This is a genomic window from bacterium, from assembly GCA_021372775.1.
Taxonomy (GTDB): domain Bacteria; phylum Acidobacteriota; class Polarisedimenticolia; order J045; family J045; genus JAJFTU01.
Genome location: JAJFTU010000487.1, coordinates 1 through 1,915, shown reverse-complemented (window position 1 = coordinate 1,915; position 1,915 = coordinate 1). Strand labels below are relative to the sequence as shown.

The window sequence follows — 1,915 nt, the reverse complement described above, 5'->3', positions numbered from 1 at the left end:
CGGGAGGCCGTGCATCGCGCAGAGCGCCTTGCGGTAGGCGTCGATCTGCGGCCGGTAGGTCTCGACCGCCTCGTCGAGCTTCTCGCCGTCCACCGCGTCGGTCTTGTAGTCGAGCAGCTCCGCGCCGACGACGCGCCCCGCGCGGCGGCGCAGCACGACGCGGTCGAAGCGACCCTGCAGCAGCGTGCCGTCGTCGAGCAGCGCCGCGAACGGCTGTTCGGCGAGCGCCTCCGCCTCCTCTCCGGGACCGAGCCGCGGACGCGCGAGCGCCGCGCGGACTTCGTCCTTGCCGAGCATCGCGCGGAAGGCGGCGATCGCCTCCGCGGCCTCGCGGTCCGCGACGTCGGGCGCCTCGGCCTCGAGCGCCGCGGCGAGCTCCTCGTCGCGCGGCGCCGGATCGTCGCTCCACGCCACGCGCGCGAAGAGGGCGTGGATCAGCGAGCCGAAGCGCCGCCCGCCGTGCGGCGCGAGACGCAGCAGGTCCTCCGCCGTCACCAGCCCGCCGCGCTCCAGCGACGAAGGGCTGGCGCGCCGCAAACCGCGTCGCGGCGCCTCCCTGGGACTCTTGCCGAGCCGCGGCGGGTCGAGCGGCGCGGACGCCGCCGCGTCGGGCGCGTCGTTCCACGCGGCTTTGTCCATCCAGCGCGGATCGCCGTGGGCGTAGACCGGCTCGGTCGAGCCGCCGGCGGCGCCGCGCGCCAGCGCGCCGCGGAGGATCCCCGCCATCGAGAAGGGGAGCGTCTTCTCGTTCTCCTTCGGCGCCTCGCCCACGAGGGTCAGCGCGTACCGCGCGCGGGTCATCGCGACGTAGAGCAGGCAGAGCCCCTCGACCGCCTCGCGCGTCGCGGCGCGGGCGTACGCCTCCGCCAGCGTCGGCGAAAGCAACGCGGCGATCTCCTTGCCGGGCGAGCGGAAGACCCCCTTGATCGGCGCCGCGGGGCTCTCTTGGTCGAACAGCAGCGTGAAGTGGCCGTGGACGAGGCCCTTGCCGAGTTCCGGAAGGACGACGACGTCGAACTCCAGCCCCTTCGACTTGTGGATCGAGAGGACGCGGACCCGCGCCGGCTTCGGCTCCTCGACCATCGCCGCGCGCGCCGCGCGCACGAAGTCGCCGGGACGCGCGAACCCCGCCGCGTCCTGCTCGTCGGCGAAGGCGATCAACTGCTCCAGCCGCTCCGCGCCGCGGGCGTCGCCGTGCGGCGCGAGGATCTTCGCCCAGCGCGCGACGAGCGCCGCGGCGCCGTCGTCGGCGAGATCGGCGCGGATCCGCCGCGCCGCGCGCCGCAGCTCCGCCGCGTCCAGCGAGGCGATCCCGAGCGTCTCCGCGAGCGGGGAATGGAGCGCGGCGTAGGCCGCCGCCGTCGCCTCCGGATGGTCGGCGAGCTCGAAGGCGGAGAGGATCGCTTCGACCGCGGGATCGTCGTCGAGCGGCGTGCCGCCCTCGCCGCTCGCCTCGACGCCCAGTTCGTTGAGCGCGAACTGGATGGCGGCGCCGGCCTTGTTGGAGCGGACGAGCACGCCGATCGTCGCCTGCGGCGCCGCGTCGGCCAGTTCCTTCACCCGCTCCGCGGCGAAGCGCGCGTGCGTCCGCGGCGGCGCCTGTTCCTCTTCGTCGTCCGCGTACTCCGCGTCGCCGCCCTTCGGCGGGGCGGGGGAGAGGAACATCTCGACCCGTCCCCTCTTCTCTTCCCCGGCCGTTTCGTGCGGCTGGAACCAGCGGCGCCACGGTCCGACGACGTCGTACCGCGGCTGCTTCTTCGAGTCGAGCAGCGCCGGGTTGGGCTCCGTTCCGACGATCGACTGGAAGACCTCGTTGACGACGTCGAGCACGTCCTTCGCGCAGCGGCGGCAGGTGTTGCGCCGCTCCTCGGCGAGGCCGGGGATCTCGCCGGCGAGCCCGTCGAAGATCTCGGCG

1 protein-coding gene is annotated in these 1,915 nt (G+C 74.7%); it reads right to left on the bottom strand.

What is annotated here, in order from left to right; translation table 11 throughout:
* Window positions 1-1,915 (bottom strand): PD-(D/E)XK nuclease family protein (locus tag LLG88_16680; protein ID MCE5248544.1); only part of this gene is annotated, 1,915 nt, incomplete at both ends.